Below are 20,072 nucleotides of genomic sequence, written 5' to 3'. Positions count from 1 at the left end.
TGCTGCCAGCGGTGCTCAGTGGTCTGCTGTTCTGCCGCTCGCTCATCCCCATGGCACCATCAGGGACCCGCCTCGGAGCACACCAGACGCACTGGCTGGAGACCGCTGGTCCTTGCATCGTCTGACTGTTGCTCTACTGTCTGCCTGTCTCCTCCTTGTTTCCGAGCATACCTGATCGATCTCACAAAAGCGTTACAGGGGCGTGCGCCTGCCTCACAAACAGCCCTCTTGAACGCAGCAGAAGCAGAATAGGAAGGAGGGAGCTGCCACCCCGGTGCAGCGAGCGCTGTCGCGCATGCGTCCTGTAACCAGGCTGTGAAGACGACAGGGCCTCCTGAGAGAGGCTCGTGAGCGGTCCGTTCTAGGCTTTTCTCAAGAAGAGAAAGCTATAGCATAGTCGGTTGTCAGGGAGATGCCCCATGCAGCAGAGCCGATACTATCAGGAAATCAAGACGGTGCTGTCCAGCGAGGATGCTCCGTGCCTCTCGCTCTATCTGCCCACACCCAGCAAAGGTCAGGGCTATTACCTTGGACCACGGCTGCTGAAGCGCTTGCTCCACGAGGCGCGTGAGCGCCTGGCGCAAACGCAGCTCAGTGTGGCCAAGCAGCGGAGTCTCCTCGCGCCCATCGAGGCCTTGCCCGCCGAGACCTCGCTGTGGAACACAGTTTCGCCCGGGCTGGCGGTCTTCCGTTCAGCTACCCTCTATCGGATCTATCACCTCTCGTATGCCCCTCGCCCCCAGGTAGTGATTGGAGCGCACTTTTTCATCAAACCGCTGTTACCACTGTTGAGCCACAACGAGCACTTCTATCTCCTCGTGCTGAGCCGCAAGCACGTGCGGCTGCTGGTCTGTCACCCATTCGGCCAGCAAGAGATACCCTTGCCTGAGAGCATCACCAGCCCCCCAGGCTCCTGGCGGGAGCGGTGGTCACGAGCCCATGCGCTCCAATACCATAGCGGTAGCCCGGTGACTCACCACGGAAGGCGTGGGGCCGTGATGTATCACGGCCAGGGCGCGGGCGAACCGGAGGAGCAGGCGGATGAGTTACGGTATATCCGGCAGATCGATCATGCGGTGCATGCTCTCCTGCGCAGCCAGCAAGCACCACTGGTGCTGGCCGCTGTTTCCCCACTCCAGGCGCTCTATCGCCGTGTCAACACCTATCCGTTCCTTCTCAAAGAGGGCCTGGAGGGGAATTTTGATGAGGTGAGCGCCGCTCTGCTCCGTCAGCGAGCCTGGCCGCTGGTCGTCTCTTCCTTGCGGCAGGCGCAACAGGAGACCCTGGCCCGCTTTCGCGAGCGTGAGGGCACCGGGCAAGCGTCTGCAGACCTGGACGAGATTGCTCGGGCGGCCTGCAGTGGGCGCATCCAGCTCCTCTTCATCGCTGAGGAGGCCACTATCTGGGGACGGTTGGACCCCGTGACACAGACCATCGATGTCCACGCCGAAGCACGGCCCGGCGATGAAGACCTGGTCGATCAACTGGCGGCCCAGACGATCCTCCACGATGGCCTGGTTTCCGTAGTGGCGCCGGAGCATATGCCCACACCAGGCCCGCTGGCGGCCATCTTCCGCTTCTGAGACGGGTCCGGGCTGGTGCTGGCAGGACCAGTTCCCACCCTCTGGGAGCTGAGACAGGGAGGGCGAGGAGGGAGAGAGCCTGAAGAGGAGCCGGACGCAGTGACAGAACGGCGGACTCAGAGGCTCCTCCCCTCTCATTGCGTCCCCTCACTGGGCTGGTTCATGGCAGCGGTCAACCAGCAGGCGAGCCTCCAGACGTTGCAGCATCCGCATGCTGCGGACTCCTTCAACCACGAAGATGAGCCGCTCGCAGAGCGTGGCAGCGTGGGAACTGATGCGTTTCAAGAGCAGGGCCAGGGCGGACAGATAGGCGATCCAGGGCTGTGCCGTGGCATTGGTCCCCGTGGAAGTGAGCGCGCCAGCTGGCATGGTCAGAAGCAAACTGCGTTGCAGCCTGGTCAGCTCATGCTGCAGACGGCGTTGTTGCCGCCACAGGCGCTGCGCTCCCTGGGTATCCTGTTCTGCCAGCGCCAGGGCCAGCGCCATCGCCGAGGCGCTGATCTGACGCCCGAAGGTCAGGAGTTGCTCCCCCTGCCCGGCCAGGGCGGGAGGCCATTGTCCCGCCTTCCCATCTGCTTGACCAACCTGCGCGGTGGAGGAGCTGAGCCAGACGACCAACCGGGCCAGCTCTTGCGCCTCCTCGCTCAGCAGGCGCAGCTCGCTGCCCAGCACAGGCAATGACACCAGGAAACGCAGTGTGCTGTCTCCCATCTCCTCCGCTTCGAGCAAGAAGGCGCGCACTTCGTCCTCGATCGTGGCCTGCAGGCTGGCAATCGTCGGGTCTGCCGGCAGGACCGTCTGTGCCAGCGCTGGATCGAACAGCTCTACGGCCTTCAGCGCGCGCGTCAGTCGCTCGTCGGTCAGAATGCCCAGGCGTACCAGTTTGTCCTGAAGCTCCCGCAGAGAGCGGAAGTCTTCAGCCTCTCGTTTGCACATGACTGCTCTCCTTCTTTCCGTTTCTCGACTGGCTCGGAGGCCCCGGCCTCTGCTTACCAGCGGTGGAGCACACGGTCATTCCCCCATTTTCCTTACTCATGGGGAATATATACCCCCGGCGCTTCACAGGGCCTGCACAAGAACAGGCTCGCTCATCACAGGAGGTTCTCGCTGCACCGCTCTGGTCACTGGTCGCTCTCCTGAGAGAAATCAAGATCAAAGGAAAAGCCCGGCCCATGCCTGTACGGTCTTTCCTTTTCCTGCGGGGCCAGCGCCGCACCTGGGGAACGCTGAGCAGAGCGGTGTCTGGCTCCTTTCCTCGGAGGTGAACCGTGATAAGGCAAGGGACCGCTGTGCAGGACCTGTGACAGGAACAGCCTATACTTCTCGAAGGAGAGCAGCAGCGCAGCGACCTGCCAGCGCAGGAGCTAAACCGCAGTGCTCTCGACGACACGAATGAGTGTTGCTTTGGCAGTGTACTCGCTAGCGGGCGAGTCTAGTAAACACAGGAGCGACGATCATGAAAGCCTTTGTGATGAAGGCCATTGGTCAAGTGGGTTTCATGGAGAAGCCTGTGCCTGAGCCAGGTCCAAACGATGCCATTGTGCGCACGACGCGGGCGCTCATCTGTACCTCGGACTCGCACACGGTGCGGGGAGCCATCGGCCCTCGCACCAATCTGACGCTCGGCCATGAGGCAGTGGGCATCGTGCACACTGTTGGCAGCCAGGTGCGCCAGTTTCGCCCAGGCGACCGGGTGGTCGTCGGAGCTATTACCCCAGATTGGGGGGCTCTTGCCTCCCAGGCCGGCCATCCTTCTCAGTCAGGTGGACCATTGGGAGGATGGAAATTCTCCAATACCAAAGATGGCGTCTTCGCGGAGTACTTTCACGTGAATGAGGCTGATGCCAACATGGCGTTGATCCCCCCGGATGTCTCTGACGAGATGGCGGTCTACTGCGCAGATATGCTCTCGACCGGGTTCATGGGAGCGGAACAGGGGCGTATCCCGCTCGGCGGAACAGTGGCCGTCTTTGGGCAGGGACCCGTCGGGCTGATGGCCACGGCTGGGGCCAGACTGCTGGGAGCGGGACTGATCATCGCCGTGGAGTCGGTGCCCCGGCGGCAGGAGCTGGCTCACTTCTACGGGGCGGATGTCATCGTCGACTTCTCCCGCGAGGATGTGGTCAAGCGTATCCTGGAACTGACCGCCGGGCAGGGGGTGGATACGGCCATCGAAGCACTGGGCAGCGATGTCACCTTCCAGAACGCCGTGAAGGTGACCAAAGCAGGTGGCACCATCTCGAACATCGGCTACCACGGACATGGCGAGTTTGTCCATATCCCGCGTCTGGACTGGGGAGTGGGCATGGCAGAAAAAACGATCACTACGGGGCTCTGCCCTGGCGGGCGTCTGCGCCTGGAGCGTCTGCTCCTCCTGCTCCAGCAGAAGCGCGTTGATCCAACGCCGATGACTACCCACACCTTCCCGTTCGAAGAGATGGAGCGAGCCTTTGAGATGATGGACCAGAAGCGAGATGGCATCATCAAACCGCTCATTGTCTTCACCTGAGCCGTCACCCGTGGCGATGGCGGGACAGGACCCAGGCCCGTCCATCTCTTAGAGTGAGAAAGGAGGCATTGGCCAAGTCTGTAGCCGGCTGTCTCCCCCGGCTCTGCCGAGGGATGGCAGCTGGCAGGAAGTGATCGACTTGCAGGTCAGCAGCAGTCTGGCTGATGCCTCTTGCTTAAGAGGCAATGCACGTGCCAGAACTCATACCTCGGGAGGGCTGCATCACTGAAACTGGTGCTCTCTCCGGCTATCGTGTGGTTGGTATCCTCTGGCTATGGTGTCAAATCAGTCTACCAGACGAGCTGGCGTGAGCTGATAAGACGAAGGCTGCCTGGCTGGTGGAAGCAAAGTTGAGTCGATGCCCTTCAGCGAAAGGGCCTGTCCTGTTCTCTTTGCTCTCTGACTCGCGCGGGTATCCCAGCAGCGCTGTCTACTGCTCGCCCGCGTTGGATTGCTGCTCAGAGGAACACACAGCACCGAAGACGCAAACCCGTCTGGTCTGGATGGGTCGGCAGCAGGGGCTTGCCTTGCTGGGTGTGGCTATGACAGAGCCGCTTTCCCTGACGAGAGCAGCACCAACGTCCGGTGAATGTTTTCAAACTGGACTGGCAGACGACGCCAGCTTTCACCGTAATGAGTTGAATGCCAGACCTCGCCATTGGCGAGACCAGCGTAGACATGGCCCGGAGCCGCAGGGTCGGTGAGCAGCGCGTACGGCATATGATTGAGTGGCTGCGGTAACCCCCCTGCCAGGAGTTGCCAGGGCGCGTCTCCCACTGAACGAGCAATGACCGCTTGAGCGTTGTGCTCGCTGTGGGCTGATCCAGGACTGGGAGACAGGGAGGCATACCAGACCTCCGGACAGGCAGGATCGGCAGCAACGGCCCAACCATAGTGCCGGTCAAGCCCTTCCCTGGGTTGCGTCCAGGTAACGCCGGCATCCCGACTGACCGAGACGCCTGCCCCAGTACCGCCCGCCTCGTAGACCCAGGAGCCATTGCTGACATGGAAAGCAAGCGAATGGCAATCCCGCAGCGCACCCCGACGGTGGCCTGTCCAGGAGTGCCCCCCATCGCGGCTTTGCACCACCGCTCCAAACTCAACGCCCACCACGATGGTTTTGGGGTCGGTGGGCGAGAGCGCAATCGCCTGCACGTAAGCACTGTGAGGTTTTTCAGCAGGCGTGAACCAGAGCCAGCGCGAGCGAATGCGCCGAAACGCGGCCAGCTCCGTCCAACTCGCGCCGCTATTGTGCGAAACGAAGACGCGCGCTGGTTTGGTCCCGGCGTAGACCGTTCCAGGCTGGGTCGGGCTGGCGGCCAGGGCTTTGATGAAGTATCCAGCTAATCCTGCTGGGCGCCAAGTTCTGCCGCCATCGTTCGAGCACAGCACTCCATTGCCCCTGGTTCCCACATAGAGCACCTGTGGATTCAGCGGATCGACGGCCAGGCTGGTCACCGCCTGCTCGTCGAGCAGCATCTCGACAGACCACGCGGCTGCTGGTGCAGCGTCATCATCCGGGGCTGTACCCTTGATCCGCCATAGGCAGCGCGATGCACAGCGGGTGTGGAGCAAGAGCAGGGTGGGTCGGCTGAAACCGGAACGCAATGAAGGAGTGAAGCTATGATAGTGGCACTGTCCTCTCGCCAACAGAACAGGCTGTTGCTTGTTGAGGCCAGCCAGCGTTCAGATTTCCTGGTAGTGATACACCAGACAGGTGAGCGCAACGAGGAGGCCGGCCAGACCCAGGCCGACGAGCAGCGGCCAGAGCGTCTCACTCAGCGATGCAGTGCCGGCTACAAGTTGTGCTACGCGCTCGGGGCGGAAGAGTACCGATGGCAAAACCCTGCTGATCGAGGCGTTGAGATTGGGCACTACCACGAGGACAAGGAAGCCAACGAACGCCATTCCCCCGGCTGCAATGCTGTTGCGTACCAACGCGCTGCACAGGATCGTCAGGGCCAGAGTTAGTGTCAAGAAGGCCAGCAGAGCAATGTTCAGGATCACAAAGGACCCAACAGGAAGCGGACTAAAGAGCTGGCTCGTGTAATAGTATGCCCCAGAGGCAGCGAGTATCAGGCTAATGATGAGTGTGCCTTCATAGGCCAGGAACTTGGCCAGCACAAAGATGCTACGTGGGACAGGCTTCGTCAAGATCGTCACTGCCGTCCCCCGGCTGCGCTCATCGGCGATGGTTCCCATAGCCAGCAAGATGAGGACCAGGGCTGGCAGTTGTACCATGTTCTTCAAATAGGTGCTGAGCGCATCAGTGGCAGTCTGCGGTGGCAGAATAATCGTGGCGCCGTTCCCCAGGTTTTTCAAAAGGTCAGGCGTCAGCCAGGTGATAATCGGGGCAGAGATGCCCAGCGAGAGAAAAACGATGACAGAGATCACTAGACGATAGGTCCGGTTCTGTTCACGAAATTCTTTCTTGAGCATGGGCCAGAAGGTGTAGAGCTTCATGCTTCCTCTCCCGTTCCTGACAGGTTGCCTTCTTTCCCCACAAGGCGAAGGAACACATCTTCAAGTGTAGGCTGCGTTACCTCATAGCGCAGCAGCGGCAAACCAGCGTTGACCAGCAGAGCTGGCAAAGCGCGTTTAGCGGTTGCCAGGTCTCTCACCAGGATAGTCGCTCTGCTTCCACTGACAGTGATGTGCTGGACCCAGGGTTCCCGGGCCAGCAGACGTTGGAGATCTTCAGCCGCACATTCCAGCTCAACCGAGATCATCGGCGGAGCGTAGCGCTCCTTCAGTTCAGTGATCGAAGCCTGCACGAGCAACTCGCCGCGATTGAGGACTGCCACAGCGTCGCAGATACGATCGACGTCGGCCAGCACGTGCGACGAGAAGAAGACAGTGGCTTCGCCTTTGAGCCGTTGAAAAAGCTCCAGGATTTCCTTGCGACCAATTGGGTCCAGCGCAGACACAGGTTCATCTAGAAAAAGGACCTCCGGGCGATTCACTAACGCCTGAGCGATGCCCAGGCGCTGGCGCATCCCATTGGAGTAGCTGCCAATTCTGCGCCTGGCAGCAGCGGTCAGGCCGACCAGCTCAAGCAGCTCATCACGTCGGCGCCGTCGGTCTCTAGCACTCAACCCAAACAGTTCGCCAGTAAAATCCAAGAATTCCTGGCCACTCATCCACGTGTAGAGAGCAGGCTGCTCACTGAGATAGCCGATGCGAGCTCGCACATCAGCTTTCGCGCTAGTGATTGACGCCCCCGCTACCCAGGCCTGACCACTGGTGGGCCTAATCTGGCGCGTGAGCAGCTTGATGGTAGTGCTCTTACCTGCACCATTGGGGCCGAGGAGGCCAAAGATGCTGTGAGGATAAACCGTCAAGTTTAACCCTTTGAGAGCTTCAACCGATCCATAGGTCTTGCGCAGACCTTCACACCGGATGATCGCCTCGCCAGGAGCGGCCATCTCAGACCTCCTTACGACCCAGGACAAAGTAGCAGATGGGGCCGAGGGTACTGATGAAAAGGATGATCAGAGCCCAGATGATCTTCTTGCCACGCACGGTGCGCGGATCTCGCCGGATCAGGTCCACTAGCGCGATCACAATCAGAATGAGGTCCAAAGCCAAGAGGGGCCATAGCAAGCCGACGGGGGCCGTACTTTGCATATGGGTCATCAGACTTGACAGCGGTAACAGCATTGTTTCTTCCCCTTTCTCAAATTCACCATAGCTGCGAGTTTTCGCTGTCCGTGGGTCCATATCGCCCTTGCCAGGTAGGACAGCGGAACATCTCACTGCTGAATCCTGTCACCAGAGAGCATCGCGGTTGTTCCAGCCAGGTGCCTCTCAAGCAGTTCCTCAGAGAAGCACCGGCACCCCGCGCGAGGGCATGGGGGGAACCACGATGCTCTCCCTCGTTGTTGCACGAGCCGGGAGCAGTCGCTTCCTGCCCCATCACCTTTCTCACTCAGGTCTCAAGCACGAACTCCGGTCGAAAACGGACCCGCAGCAGCACGGCGCTGACGAGAGATCCGGCAAGACCTACTCCCAGGGCAATCGCTGCAATTAATCCGGCATTGAGATCCGGGCGAATATTAATCAGGATCAGCAGCGCCAGGGCTGGCAGTGCGGCGAGCAATTGCATCAAGTTGGTCGTGCTGCCAGTACGGATCTGGGTTAACCGCGGAAAAGCCATACCCAGAAAGAGGGCCCCCAGGTTTGCCCAGAGGGCAATAGGCAATGGCACGGCAACGGCAAGGGCAATGTAGCGGGCCTGCAGCGTGAAAGCGATTCGCAGTAAGGCCAGAACAGTCGCCGCTGCGCCGAGCGTTCCCAGGGCAAGAATCGCCCATTGGCAGATGGTCAGGACAAAGGAAGCCAGAAGGAAGGCCACAAAGACTTCTTGCACGCGATAGGCGGAACTCAGCAGCAGCTCTAGCCCGCCACGAGCGGCCTCCGTTCCAACGAGGTTTTGAGCCAGGGTCGCACCCATGAAGGCCGCGAACAGGGCAATGAGATAGGGTCCCTGAATGAGGAGCAAAGCCATAGCCAAGCCCGCATTGCCATGCACCGTCGCTCCAAAGTAGGCCTGGGCCTGCGCCTGAATAGCGAAACGTGAAAGCGGTGTCAGCAGCCCGGGGAAATACAGAGTGACCAGGCAAAGCAGGAGGAAAAAAAGAGCAAATGCGAGAGGAATCACCAGCAAGCGCACGCCCTGCTCGCGCCGCCCACGCCATAATAACGCCCCGGTAAGCTGCAGCACCCGATCCAGGCCACTGGATGCCTCCAGAAGATCGGCATCCTCGTCAGAGAAAACCTCGTGCTCTAACTCAGACACGTTGACCTCCGCTCTCCAGGTCTTCATAGACTGCCTCAAGAGGACTGCCCAGCTCCCGTACCTCAAGGACAGGAAGTCCCGCCTGCACCAGCGCTGCCACGATGCGACTGCGCTCTGCCCGGTCCGAAAGATCTACAATCCACTGCTCCCTGTCTGGTACCGCTTCATACCCCAGGTCGCTCAGGATAGTTCGCGGATCTCCCTCGACTGTCAGACAGACTCGCTGCGCACGAGCATGACGCTGGTGCAACGCTTCTACGGAGCCACGATCTACTACCCGACCAGCCGCAATCAAGGTCACATCATCAGCCAGCTCAGCTGCCTCATAGAGATTATGTGTTGAATAAATGATCGTTTTGTCTGCCCGAGCCAACCCCTTGAGTAGCTCGCGCAAGGAACGTGCTGCCAATGGATCGAGACCCGTCGTCGGCTCGTCCAGAAAGAGCACCTGTGGAGCGCCGAGCAGAGCACGAGCAATAGCTACCCGCTGCGCCTGGCCTCTACTCAAGGAAGCTGCTGGCTTGGATAGGAGATCGCTCAGTTCCAAATCAGCGACCACCTGGTCGATCCGTGACCGCCGCTGGGCGGAAGGAAGCCGGAGCACTTGCCCCCAGAATTCCAGGTTATCTCGCACGCTGAGCGCTGCCGAGAGGGAAGGGCGATGCGGGAGGTAGCCGATCAGACGCTTGACTTCACTGTCTCGATGCGGTTCATACCCCAGGACAGAAACGATGCCTGCGCGGGGTGGGAGAATACCCACCCCGACACGGAACAGTGTTGTCTTGCCCGCTCCATTGCTTCCCAGGATCACATGAAAACCTGAATCGAAGGCCAGATTGATCTCGTGGAGGACAAGTGACTGTCCATAGCCAGCCGTGACGGATTCTAATGTAATGGTGCTCATGACTCCAGCCTTCTCATTTGAGCAAGAATCTCTTCTTTTCGCTTGAGGACGATCGTCGAAACGCGCTTCAGGCTATCGCCAAGCACAACATCCTGCAGGAGCACCTCATCACGGTGGGCCTTCAAGTACTCCAGCATTGCCTGCCGATGGTCAGCAAGCAGCGCCTGGCAGGCATGACAGATGCTGGTATAGGTCCCCTCTACGCCAAGCTTATCAAGAATGCGCTTCGGACCTAACATATGAAGCCACCAGTAGACGAGATTCTGCTGACTGCGCGTAAGAATATCAATCAGGCGCTCTTCGTTCAGATTGCCCAAGGTTAAATCCTGAGCGTAGAACATCGCATGCCCACAGCAAGCCTTGACCATACCATTCGGGTGCAGGGAGACAGTCTTGAGCACTTCTGGACAGCCCATGTTGAGCTTGTCTCCCGCATCCAGGCCGTTCACATCCAACTGTTCCCCTGAGCCAGTAGGGGTTGGATAGTCCTCCAGAATTGCCACCCGTTTTTCGATCTCGGCGATCTCCATCCCTAGCCCTTCGCTGAGGGCACGTCGCACGGCTGCCGCATCCCAGGTAGCGTTCTTGTCCACGATCACCCCCAGGCCAATCCGAAGCCCCTCTTCCAGACCAGCTCGTACCAGATTGACAATGCATTCTATCGATGCAAAAGGAGCATGAAAATCGTCATAGCTGGTATTCAGCTCGTCTAGACCGGCGCTTTTGAGGTCCCGGACCATCGCGCGGGCACGCTCTGGCGTCGTCGCCCATCCACCATTGCTGACCACACGCGTCACATAGCCACCTGCTTTGGCGAGAGAGATCCCCTCGAGCAAGAGCTGCTTGCGCAACGTCGCCTCACCGCCAGTAAAAACGACCACCTTGGCCGTTGGCACTTCCCGAAGCTCGGTCATAATCTTGAGGAGAAGCTCTCGTGGCATGGGCATGACTGTGCGAGGGCTGCTTCCTACGCTACAGTGGCCACACCAGAAATTACACTTGTAGTCTAGAAATATCGAAAAAAGACTTGGAAGCATGCTCCCCTCCTTCAGATTAGGTCAATCACCCTGAACCCAGAAGGTCAGTGACGACTGCCCTCTCTCAATTCCCGATGGATGCGCACAAGACAAATGTACTGTAGCCGCAGACTCTTTTGCACGAGTGGCTGAGTATAGTTCTTACTACTGCATTAACCACTCGTTACGCCCAGTTGGCCCAAGATCGAGTTTCCTGCCGGAGGTAGCTCACAGGACAATACCAACTCCTATGCTCCTGTGAGCCACAAAAAAATAAACAGAGACATGCAAGTAACAACAGTGACCGCAACGCACACAACTGCAACTGCAGGCAAACCGTAGCCCTCATCACTGAGGGCCAGCTCCAGCGCTTCCTGGGAGAGCAGGCCCCGCTCACTGGCGGCCAGCAGGATCTGGCGCATGGCGGCCAGCTCCTCATCTGTAAGCCGGCGGTTCTCCAGCACCGTGTTCTCGGGCAGCAAGGCCGCTGCCTTTGCCAGCCCGAAGGCAGCGAGCAGCTCATCCGGTCGCTCCTGCAGTGCCCTCAGCCGGGTCGGATCGGTCCACAGCCGGGCGTTAAACTCATAGAGCTGCATGGGTTCAAACGTCACGGTCAGATCCGTATCGAAGGCCACGCTCTCGCGCCAGCGCAATTGCTGGGCTGAGAGGATAGCAGTACCGGTCTTCCGCTCATCCAGAACTTTCCGTGCTTCTGTCGTGTCCATCGAAACAGTTGGCTCCTTTCGAGGTCCATCCCGTGGGTATGATTCCAACGCCACTGCAGGCCACTTCACAAAAGGGACCGGGGCAGGCAACCAGCACTGTACCGGTCCCTCGCTCGTTGGAATGGAGCCTATCCCCAGAGATACACCCAGAGATAAACAGCAACGGCTACTGCCAAAGCGAGAGCGGCAACTGCAGGCAAACCGTAGCCCTCATCACTGAGGGCCAGCTCCAGCGCTTCCTGGGAGAGCAGGCCCCGCTCACTGGCGGCCAGCAGGATCTGGCGCATAGCGGCCAGCTCCTCAGCGGTGAGCCGGCGGTTCTCCAGCACCGTGTCCTCGGGCAGCAAGGCCACTGCCTTCGCCAGCCCGAAGGCTTCCAGCAGCTCGTCCGGTCGCTCCTGTAGTGCCCTCAGCCGGGTCGGATCGGTCCACAGCCGGGTGTTAAACTCATAGAGCTGCATGGGTTCAAACGTCACGGTCAGATCCGTATCGAAGGCCACGCTCTCGCGCCAGCGCAATTGCTGAGCCGAGAGGATAGCAGTACCGGTCTTCCGCTCATCCAGAGCTTTCCGTGCTTCTGTCGCGTTTAACATGTCAGTCCTCTCCACGATTGAAAGTCAGGCTGCTGAGCTAGCATGCTTAGGCTACACAGATGCACACGACTACAACCAGGAGGAGAACCAGAACTGCGACTGCTGGCAGACCATAGCCATCCTGGTTGAGCATTCCCTCCAGTGCCTCCTGGGAGAGTAGGCCCCGCTCGTTAGCGATTCCCATGATCTGGCGCATGACGGCCAACTCCTCATCTGTAAGCCGGCGGTTCTCCAGCACCGTGTTCTCGGGCAGCAAGGCCGCTGCCTTCGCCAGCCCGAAGGTGGCCAGCAGCTCATCCGGTCGCTCCTGCAGCGCCGTCAGCCAGGTCGGATCGCTCCACAGCCGGGCGTTAAACTCATAGAGCTGCGCGGGTTCAAACGCCACCGCCAGATCCGTGTCGAAGGCCACGCTCTCGCGCCAGCGCAATTGCTGAGCCGAGAGGATAGCAGTACCGGTCTTCCGCTCATCCAGAGCTTTCCGTGCTTCTGTCGCGTTCATTGAACAGCCTCCTTTTTTCTTTGAAGAGAATCTCACCACAGCAGGGTGATCATAATGACTGCGATAATTGTTGGACTTACAAGGAGTGGCAAACCATAGCCGTCATCCTTGAGGGCTGTTCCCAGTGCCTTTTGAGCCTGAAGGAACAGCTCCTGCTGGCTGGCGGCAGCCATGATCTGGCGCATGGCGGCCAGCTCCTCAGCGGTGAGCCGGCGGTTCTCCAGCACCGTGTCCTCGGGCAGCAAGGCCGCTGCCTTCGCCAGCCCGAAGGCTGCCAGCAGCTCGTCCGGTCGCTCCTGCAGTGCCCTCAGCCGGGTCGGATCGGTCCACAGCCGGGTGTTAAACTCATAGAGCTGCCTGGGTTCAAACGTCACCGCCAGATCCGTGTCGAAGGCCACGCTCTCGCGCCAGCGCAATTGCTGGGCTGAGAGGATAGCAGTACCGGTCTTCCGCTCATCTAGCACCTTCCGTGCCTCTATCGCCTTCCTCAAGTGACCTCCTTGTGCCTTAAAATCTGTAATACAACGCTTCATCGCTCGTAGAATCTGCATTAGTCCATCGAGCTGAGTATGACCCTGGAACAGGCTAATCTTCACGCGAAGTGTGACACTGCCTCTCACCAGCAGAATCTTTTCATAGCAGATCCACTGAGCGATTCAGGTGTTTTACCTGCTATTGTTCCTTGGACCTGGAAGACCTTCACTGCCAGGGATCAGCTCATAAGCTATGGCCGCAGTAGGTACAGAAGCTCCGTGAGAACTCAAGGCCAGACGGGGTCTCCATTGCTCGTCAGCATGTTCTTTCTCCTATCAGGCATAGGATCTTAGTCTGCGGTATGTTGCCCTCCCCTATTTCTCACTGTCCCTTCCCTCTTTTAGGAGCATACTGCTCCTCCTCTCTCCATTCTCTCTCCATCTTCCTCTCCGCCTGCGCAGGCGTCCTATGTATGGATACCTTGTCAGTGTTATCCCCTGCCTGGCTCTGGAGGAAACCAGAGAACCCGCTTAATTTGCCTGGTGCCATCTGTCTCATCTGAGCGGATTCGGCGGTGCTGCTGAGTCTCCGGTACAGCTCTTGTAACAATGATCCAGGCTCTACGCACAACTCCTGCTGCAGAATCTTTTTGCAGAGTTGGTACTGGCGTAGCGCGGCACTGCGTTTGCCCTGTGCCATATAGCACAGCATGATGCCGTAGTGTGCCTCTTCCATGCAGTTATCCACTGCCAATGCCTTACGCCAGTAATACATACACGCCTCCATGTCTTGATGATTCCAGGCGATCTGCGCTAGCTGGCACAGGGCCTCCAGATAGGCAGTGCGCAGCTCGTCTCGTCGCTGGCGGCACCAGTCGCTATAGAACGGTCTTCCATAGTCACCCCGGTAGAGTTCGACCATTCTGAGTAATGCTTGCTGAGCATTTTCCTCCTCTCCTCGCGCCAGGGCCTGTCTGGCCTCTGACCATCTCCCCTGAAACTCTTTGACGTCATACCAGATGCTCCCTCCATAGCAGGTCGCCAGGTTGAGGCTATAGCCATCGACGCTAAAAACAACGCATGTCTTACCTAGCGCCTTACGCAGGTAGTAGAGGGCCATATGGAAAGCTTTATCGACTTGCTCGCAGTCCTCTGGCCAGAGCGCTGCAATCACTTGCTCTCTGCTCAGCGGCTGGTCACTATTCAGGAGGAAAAAGAACAATTCCATAGCACTCATACGGCGCCAGTTCTTGATAGGTTGATCATCAACCAGCACCATTGGTTCACCAAAGGCCAGGATCTTTAATCTGGCTCCCGGCTCCTCGACGCTTCCGCCAGTGACGCCTCCCTGTGTGGCCGAGGCATTCTGTTCAGGGGCCTTCTCTATCGCTAGCAGTGTTCGCAGGTGCGCCAGCTCTGGCTCGCGCTCGATCAGCGTACGCAACTCTGCCAGCCGCTCGATCTCCCCCAGCACCAGTAGCTTGTCAGTCTCGCCCTCCTCAAGCAGCCTCCCCACCTCCTCTAGCAGCTCTACGGCTTCGCCGACGTGTTGACGTGCTAACTGACAGGCAGCCAGACGCAGCGTGGCCAGCAATTGTTCTTGCCGCAGGTCCGCCTTTCGTAGAAGAGCTACGGTTTCTGCCAGACTGGTATAGGCCTGCTCGTAGCAGCCCTGATAGAGATAGACCAGGCCCGCGGTCAGTCTACTCCAGGACCACTCGTAGCCACCTTGTGCGCTACTTCTTTCCCCTACCCTGATCGCTTCCACAAAATGCCGCGCGCTGGTTTGATCTCCCAGGAACAGGTAGGCCAGGGCCATGGTCGAGTAGATGGAGTTACACAAGCTACGATTGCCATACTGGCAGGCTAACACCAATGCCTCCTGGCAATAAGCGAGTGCCTGCCGGCTGTGCCCCTGCACCAATGCCAGCGAACCAAGATTCCCAAGCGCATAGGCCTCCCCTCGGTGATAGCCTGGGGCAGCACGGGCCATGACCAGTGCCTGTTGCAGGACAGCTTCCGCCTCAGTGAGCGCCCCCCGCCTTCCCAGGATCAGCCCCTGCAAGATACGGTTGTTGATAATGCCACGTATATTGCGCGCTTGCTCGCAATAGCTGATCGCGCAAAGGAGATGGTGCTCGGCCAGGTCAAGTTTGTTGACGAGATAGTAGGTGTTAGCCAGCGCGCTATGGACTGCGATGGCCAGGTTGAGCGATGGCTGATGACTCCAGGTCCGCAGCGCCTGCTGAAGATAAGTGATGCCAGTGGCCACATCTCCCTGGAGGCAGGCACAGATCCCCAGGCGCATCTCCGCTGCAGCCCGCAACTCATCTTCGTGCTCAGGCAAGTGCAGCAGTACCTGCTGGCAGAGCTGCAAAGCTTGAGTGTACTCTCCCTCTTGAAACAAGGCTTTGCTGCGCAAAAGATAGATTTCGGCCAGAAAAGTAGCTTTTTTAGACGATGCAGGTGTGTACTCAACTCCGGATAGAAGCGTTAAGGCCCTCTCAAGAAGTGAGAGAGCCTCCCGGTGCTGACCCTCCTCTAACAGGACGTGTGCTCGTATCGTCAGCAGCTGAGGATGCTGTTCCAGCAGACTGGCAGGAAGCGCGTTGAGCCAGCGCATGATGCCATCAATCTGTCCTTGCTGGAGCTGCAATCTGGCATAGGTGAACAGAATCTCTCCTGCCAGCTCATAGGCTTGCGCTTCCAGTGCGTGATACATGGCTTGCTCGTAATTCTTTCTGTCCTGCCACAGCCGGGCAGCGCGCCAGTGGAGAGCATAGAAGCGTTCCGGATCACTTTGTCTGAACTGCTCCAGGAAAAGGCTACGAACTACAGGGAGGCAGGTATAGAAGCGCTGACCGTGATCCAGGTGCGAGGTGACGAATAACCCCTGCTGCTCCATATAGGTCAGCCACTCCCTGGCTTTGTCCGTTTCCAGGAGAGCATCACATATCTCTGGGTGCATTTCTTGAAATATACATGCTAACTGTATAAAACTTTTTATTTCTGGTTCATGAGAGAAAACATCATTTATCAAATATGAGGTGAGATGAGCACGCCTCTGTTCAGCAATGATTCTCTGCTGATACAATGGCTTCATCTGCTCAGGTATTCCGAGCTCGCCGAGATCAGGGACAGCCTGCTCTCCCAGACGAGTTGCCAGGAGTATGCCAGTAATCCAGCCGTCAAAGTCGCGCGCGAGCTGTTCAGCTTCCTCTTCAGACAATCTGTTCAGGCCCTGCAAGCGGGCCAGCTCGACAATCTCCCGGGCGGTGAAGCGCAACAGCGCTTTGTTTACAGCGCAGATCTGCCGCTGGGCAAAGAGCGGAGCAAACGAGGGATCCAGGGCAGTGCGGCTCTCTATCACGAGTGTGGCTGAAGGTGGTAATCTCTTGAGCAGGTGGTGAAGGAGCTGTGTGAGGGAGGCATAGGCTGCTCCATAGTTACACAGGAAAATGGCAAAATCCTGTCTGGCTACCTCTGTCAGGGCCTGACCGAGAGCATCAAGGGCTGGCTGGTAGCTCTTAGCCGGAGCAGTCACCTCCTCGCACAGCAGATTCGTCAAGAGGGGTTCCAGCTCACCGAGAGAGGGGAACAGACTCTGCAAGCTCTTTAGAAGTGTGCGAATAAAAATAGCCCAATTGCTATCTTCTTGCTCTAGGAAATACCAGCAGCAGGGTAACGAGGTGGAGCGGGCGAAATCAGCCAGGAGAGTTGTCTTTCCATAACCAGCGGGTGCCCACAGCGACACCAGTTGATAGTGAGCTTGGGTTCCATCTCTTTTCTGTACCTGCCCTACAGCTTCTTCCAGGTAAGTCACTAAACGCTGGCGATGGAGAATTCTAGCGGGCAGCATAGGCGCAGCTATCTTCTTCTGGAGGTCTCTCTCCTGCATGGTTTTCCTCCTCCTTCTTCTGTGTCTGCAAGGGCTAGAGCGGCGAAGCCTGGCGCAAAAACATGTTCTGTCTAGCCCTGTCCGCTGAGGATAGCAATGGTGAGGCCCAGAAAGCACGGAACGTGGTACTTGCTCCCGTCAGTGGTTCCATTCCTGCTACCTGTCATCTTGCACTCCGGCTTAGATCATGTTTTTGCTCCCAATGGCAAAAGCGCTTCATCACACGGTGATGAAGCGGGTAGGGGAGGAGTGGCTGGCAGAGGCAGGGCGCTTGTAAGGGTGAGGGCATTGTTTGTCGGAACAACAGTCGGAGGCTCCTGAGGGAAGGATCGTCAGCCAGACGCGGGGTGCTTCCCGGTCTGGCTGAGGCCAGGCGGGGAAGCACCCCACCATCCCAATCGGCAGTGGCGAGTGGACCAGGATCAAACGGTTCCTGTCCGGCTCTTATCCCTTGGCCTGAAAGTCTGAGGGGGAGCCTTGGGAATAGAAGGAGCACTCGCTCGCTGCAGATTTGATCAATACAGGATGGATGTAGTCCAGGGGAACAGAGCAGACTCACCTGGGAGGCGGCGATCATTGTGAGAGATGGGCACGATTTGCCAGCTCGTGCTCCGTGTAGCAAAGATTTAGGGGCGCGTCCCGGAGTGCTCTTGAGTTGCTCAGGGCGCTCATGCCAGGCTTTCGCTTTCATTGCTTCAACGAAGTCAACCCAAGCTTAGTAGAGCTGGATGAACACCTGATTCCTGGCCCTTGGGCTTCTGCCCAAGAGAGGCCAGCTGCTCTTGCCTGATGCGTCTGCCAGGCAAAAACAGCCTCACCCTCCCCGCACGACTGGGGAGGACTGGGCCTGCTTGTGCTCTCAGAACGGGCAAGCCCGCTGCCAGGGAAGTATCCCTGGATCACATCGCACCAGCTCTCGTGTGTATGAGGTACAGTTCAGGTCGGCTTTTGTCAGAACACACTCACCTTTGCTGTGGTTGCTATCAGCAATTACCACGTGTGGCTCTCTGCTCTGCCTGCTACAGGTTCTGCCAAAGTCCGTCCTCTTCTACCAGGATCAACAGCCTGGTTTTCTCTGTAGGTACGCTGACACCCCCATGTCAGCGTAGGCTGGCTTTCACTGGTTCCCTGGCCCTTCGTTCCGGTTGTCCGACGATAGCCAAGATCGGAGACCGTCTATGTAACGGTTCAGCATGCCTCCTGACTTCTCTCTCCTGGAGCCTGACAATCCGTCGATGTCAGTTTCTGCCCTCGTGTGATTTCCACTCGACACGCGAGCAGAGCGGCTCTTCCCCAGAATCACACCCAGAGCAAAGCACCTGGCCGAGGCAAACCGCTTTCTCCTCTTGCTGAGTCCGGCGCCAGAGATACCCTGGTGCTCGATCTGTTTGGAGAGTTTCCCTCTGTAGAGGATAACAAATTAGCTCCCTGTTGTCCATACTTTCATGAGGAGCTTTCTGCATCCCAGAGTCAATGGATGAGCCTGTTCAGCAGGATCTGGCAATACCAGGGGAGGTCATGGTGCTCGCCCCCAAACTCCTCCAAAAGGACCAGGCGACGTCGATGGAGAGAGCAAACCTCCGGAAAGATCATGGAGAAAGGGAGCGGTGCCCCAGTGGGTACCCCCAGGGTAGGGGTTGGGACCCGGGGAAGCTTCCTGTTGTTACCAGGACCCAGAAGAGATACCCTGGAAACCTGCCTCACAGAGCAGCTGAGGCAACTGAGGCTGGCTTTTGTCAGCAGAACAGCCCAGCCTGCCCTGAGCGAAGGCGGCAGTGAGAACGTTCTCCGAAACTCTCAGTGGTGACCTTGCGCCACTGCCTCAGCGGAAATAGCTGCCTGGACTCCCATGCTCAGCTCAGGCTGCTCTCTGGCCCAGACGCCCGTCGGGCAGCATCCTGTGAGCAGCAGCTCCATCAGCAGGCTCCCCAACTAACTATCCGCAAACGAGTCATCTACAGCGCTCGCAACGATGCCCTGGTCGCTTAAAATGAAATTTCCTGCGTGCCTCTCCTCTCTACTGACAGAGTTGGGCATCCCGGCCTTGCAGGTAAAGAAGTAATAGATCTGCCCGCTCTTCTAAACCAGTTCTCCTTTAAGGCCGCATCAACCTCTTTCCGGCCCAGAGAGGAATGAGTAACACAGTTCCCCAGATGGTGTCAGCGTTGGTTGCCAGGCGCTCGAAGAGGCCAGCGTATCCAGCCAATGCACTGTGGGGATTGTTCTGGGCGAGAACGAAAAAAGGCATAAACACCATTGGCAGAAGACCGCACGCCAGCGAAAATGCTGCCCAACCGCGCAAGTGGGGAGTTTTCCAGAGGCGCCAGGCAATGACCAGTAAGCCCAGGCACATAGCCTGTACAACCAGGATCGTGAAGCTCAGGTGAAGCGTGCCCCCAAGGGTCGAGGGTCCCGCCCCGGCTGGCGCCCCAGGAGGATAGCCATAGCCTGGATCTTGCGAGAAGATTGCAATAGCCACTAATCCCACTCCTTCGATACCACGGATGATGGGATAAAGAGTCGCACAGACGCCGTCTCTGAGGATCTGGCGCCAGACAAAAGCCAACCAGAGGACGCTTACACCACAGAGAGCGAAATTGACCTGCTGTATCCAGCCATCTGGACCCAGGCTGAGCGCGCTGATGGCCTGCTGTAGGGCATTATAGTCGGGGCGGGTGGCACCCTCGATCAGGTAGATAACAGGGAAGAGCACGGTGCCAGCTGTCCCATAGGTCAGCCACATGAGCAGTTTCCGCGGCACTGGTATGAGAGATCCTGACTCTACTGCCGTGCTCCTGGCTGAGGTTGCTTGATTCACAGGGGGGCCTTGCGAGAAAGGTCCAGACATCGAGGGTTCTTCAGGCATATGTGCCTCTCATCTCCAGTGCAATAAAATGCACGCTTTTCAAGCAGGTATAGCAGGGTGCTGCTGGATCTTGGATCGAAGCTATATGACGGTTCCTCGGACTCTTTCATAGCCCGGCCAAAGCCTTTCAGATCTCCTTTCCTCAAGGAAACGTGCACCAACAAGCTGCATAAGTAAGTTTTCGAGTGCCACAAGTGGCACCTGTTAA

Annotated in this window: 16 protein-coding genes; 2 read left to right on the top strand and 14 right to left on the bottom strand. The window is 58.2% G+C overall.

Annotation, left to right across the window (positions count from 1 at the left end):
- The first annotated feature begins 419 nt into the window (after nucleotides 1–419).
- Nucleotides 420–1,583: a baeRF3 domain-containing protein gene (locus KTAU_RS11925; RefSeq protein ID WP_151728585.1), complete on the top strand. Its 1,164-nt coding sequence runs from the start codon at nucleotides 420–422 to the stop codon at nucleotides 1,581–1,583.
- Nucleotides 1,584–1,730: 147 nt separating this feature from the next.
- Here KTAU_RS11925 and KTAU_RS11920 read toward each other — a convergent pair whose 3' ends face one another.
- Nucleotides 1,731–2,519: a phosphate signaling complex PhoU family protein gene (locus KTAU_RS11920; protein ID WP_151728584.1), complete on the bottom strand. Its 789-nt coding sequence runs from the start codon at nucleotides 2,517–2,519 to the stop codon at nucleotides 1,731–1,733.
- 520 nt (nucleotides 2,520–3,039) lie between these two features.
- Between KTAU_RS11920 and KTAU_RS11915 the strand changes: the two genes are divergently transcribed.
- Nucleotides 3,040–4,092 carry an NAD(P)-dependent alcohol dehydrogenase gene (locus KTAU_RS11915; RefSeq protein ID WP_151728583.1) on the top strand — a complete coding sequence of 351 codons (1,053 nt, stop codon included), beginning with the start codon at nucleotides 3,040–3,042 and terminating at the stop codon, nucleotides 4,090–4,092.
- Between the two features lie 540 nt (nucleotides 4,093–4,632).
- On the opposite strand, the gene KTAU_RS11910 is transcribed toward KTAU_RS11915, so the two are convergent.
- The 13 genes from KTAU_RS11910 to KTAU_RS11850 form a co-directional block, all read right to left on the bottom strand.
- Nucleotides 4,633–5,571: a WD40/YVTN/BNR-like repeat-containing protein gene (locus tag KTAU_RS11910; protein ID WP_151728582.1), complete on the bottom strand. Its 939-nt coding sequence runs from the start codon at nucleotides 5,569–5,571 to the stop codon at nucleotides 4,633–4,635.
- Between the two features lie 207 nt (nucleotides 5,572–5,778).
- Nucleotides 5,779–6,555: an ABC transporter permease gene (locus KTAU_RS11905; protein WP_151728581.1), complete on the bottom strand. Its 777-nt coding sequence runs from the start codon at nucleotides 6,553–6,555 to the stop codon at nucleotides 5,779–5,781.
- Nucleotides 6,552–7,517 carry an ABC transporter ATP-binding protein gene (locus KTAU_RS11900; RefSeq protein WP_151728580.1) on the bottom strand — a complete coding sequence of 322 codons (966 nt, stop codon included), beginning with the start codon at nucleotides 7,515–7,517 and terminating at the stop codon, nucleotides 6,552–6,554. The genes KTAU_RS11905 and KTAU_RS11900 overlap by 4 nt, the downstream gene beginning before the upstream one ends.
- Nucleotide 7,518: 1 nt before the next feature.
- The gene (locus KTAU_RS11895) at nucleotides 7,519–7,752 is read right to left on the bottom strand and encodes a PLD nuclease N-terminal domain-containing protein (RefSeq protein WP_228026421.1); all 234 of its coding nucleotides are present in this window, start codon (nucleotides 7,750–7,752) and stop codon (nucleotides 7,519–7,521) included.
- Between the two features lie 268 nt (nucleotides 7,753–8,020).
- Entirely contained in the window at nucleotides 8,021–8,890 is an 870-nt protein-coding gene (locus KTAU_RS11890; RefSeq protein ID WP_151728579.1) for a hypothetical protein, read from the bottom strand.
- Nucleotides 8,883–9,794 (bottom strand): ABC transporter ATP-binding protein, encoded by a 912-nt coding sequence (locus tag KTAU_RS11885; protein WP_151728578.1) that lies wholly within the window; start codon nucleotides 9,792–9,794, stop codon nucleotides 8,883–8,885. The genes KTAU_RS11890 and KTAU_RS11885 overlap by 8 nt, the downstream gene beginning before the upstream one ends.
- Nucleotides 9,791–10,831 carry a radical SAM/SPASM domain-containing protein gene (locus KTAU_RS11880; RefSeq protein WP_151728577.1) on the bottom strand — a complete coding sequence of 347 codons (1,041 nt, stop codon included), beginning with the start codon at nucleotides 10,829–10,831 and terminating at the stop codon, nucleotides 9,791–9,793. Before KTAU_RS11880 ends, KTAU_RS11885 begins: the two co-directional genes overlap by 4 nt.
- A gap of 227 nt (nucleotides 10,832–11,058) precedes the next feature.
- The gene (locus KTAU_RS11875) at nucleotides 11,059–11,535 is read right to left on the bottom strand and encodes a hypothetical protein (RefSeq protein WP_151728576.1); all 477 of its coding nucleotides are present in this window, start codon (nucleotides 11,533–11,535) and stop codon (nucleotides 11,059–11,061) included.
- Nucleotides 11,536–11,663: 128 nt separating this feature from the next.
- On the bottom strand, nucleotides 11,664–12,128 hold the full coding sequence (locus tag KTAU_RS11870) for a hypothetical protein (protein ID WP_151728575.1): 465 nt from the start codon (nucleotides 12,126–12,128) through the stop codon (nucleotides 11,664–11,666).
- 46 nt (nucleotides 12,129–12,174) lie between these two features.
- The gene (locus KTAU_RS11865; RefSeq protein ID WP_151728574.1) at nucleotides 12,175–12,627 is read right to left on the bottom strand and encodes a hypothetical protein; all 453 of its coding nucleotides are present in this window, start codon (nucleotides 12,625–12,627) and stop codon (nucleotides 12,175–12,177) included.
- Nucleotides 12,628–12,659: 32 nt separating this feature from the next.
- Nucleotides 12,660–13,118 carry a hypothetical protein gene (locus KTAU_RS11860; protein WP_151728573.1) on the bottom strand — a complete coding sequence of 153 codons (459 nt, stop codon included), beginning with the start codon at nucleotides 13,116–13,118 and terminating at the stop codon, nucleotides 12,660–12,662.
- A 364-nt stretch (nucleotides 13,119–13,482) separates the two neighbouring features.
- On the bottom strand, nucleotides 13,483–16,959 hold the full coding sequence (locus KTAU_RS11855) for an AfsR/SARP family transcriptional regulator (RefSeq protein WP_170293240.1): 3,477 nt from the start codon (nucleotides 16,957–16,959) through the stop codon (nucleotides 13,483–13,485).
- A 2,134-nt stretch (nucleotides 16,960–19,093) separates the two neighbouring features.
- Entirely contained in the window at nucleotides 19,094–19,759 is a 666-nt protein-coding gene (locus KTAU_RS11850) for a DUF998 domain-containing protein (RefSeq protein ID WP_170293239.1), read from the bottom strand.
- Between the last annotated feature and the right edge of the window lie 313 nt (nucleotides 19,760–20,072).

It is taken from the genome of Thermogemmatispora aurantia, from assembly GCF_008974285.1.
Taxonomy (GTDB): Bacteria; Chloroflexota; Ktedonobacteria; order Ktedonobacterales; family Ktedonobacteraceae; genus Thermogemmatispora; species Thermogemmatispora aurantia.
Note: the sequence above shows the minus strand (reverse complement) of the source record. Positions and strands in the feature narration are given on the sequence as shown.